This is a genomic window from Hoskinsella mucinilytica, from assembly GCF_045223415.1.
Taxonomy (GTDB): Bacteria; Bacillota_I; Bacilli_A; order Erysipelotrichales; family Erysipelotrichaceae; genus Hoskinsella; species Hoskinsella mucinilytica.
The window spans coordinates 1-687 of sequence record NZ_JBEQZJ010000111.1 but is presented as its reverse complement, the minus strand read 5'-3'; the positions used below and the strand labels follow the sequence as shown (position 1 = coordinate 687).

Sequence of the window (687 nt, the reverse complement as noted above, 5' to 3'; positions counted from 1 at the left end):
ATCGGGTAGGTAGCTAAGGAAGATATTTCTTCCTTAGCTATAGTTCCTCCCACACCACCGAAGGTGCCGTTCGGCGTTCGGCGGTTCAGAGTTCCAACATTGGCTGTTGATTTGTATGGACTTTTATATAATGGTCTGCTGTGCTTAGCAGGCCTTTTTGCTTAAGTAATTTGTTTGTTATCCATCTTCCTAGCCACTTTCCACTCCTATATAGCCCTTTTCTGGTATTGGCATACAACCAGCACCAGTATTTTGGCATTCCTAAAAAGTACAGGTGGTTTGCTCGATTTCTCACTGTTTTCCATTGTTTCCAGTAACATATCCGGATATGTAATCGAATCTTTTGGTCGATTCTTTCCATTTCTTTCTTCATGTCTGCTATTCGATAGTAATTTATCCATCCTCGTATGACTTCATTTATCTTTTTCATTCGATATTCCATAGATACTCCCCAATTCCTCTTCAATAATGGTTTCAGTTTGTATTCCAATTTCTCTATCGATTTCTTATGAGGTTTCGCTCTCCATTCCATCTTACGCTGATAGAATCCAAAACCCAAATAATTAATGTCATTTGGTCTACCCACTTTCGTCTTTGTTGCATTTACTTCTACTCGTAGGTGCTCATGCAACCACTTCATGACGTTTTTCATCACTCTGTTCGCTGCCATTTCGCTTTTTACACAAA

At 39.4% G+C, this 687-nt stretch carries 1 protein-coding gene; it reads right to left on the bottom strand.

Going from position 1 to position 687, the window contains the following annotated elements; translation table 11 throughout:
* Positions 1-85: 85 nt before the first annotated feature.
* The coding region (locus UGRO018_RS17730) for a group II intron maturase-specific domain-containing protein (RefSeq protein ID WP_416327843.1) at positions 86-687 on the bottom strand (602 nt) is incomplete at its 5' end.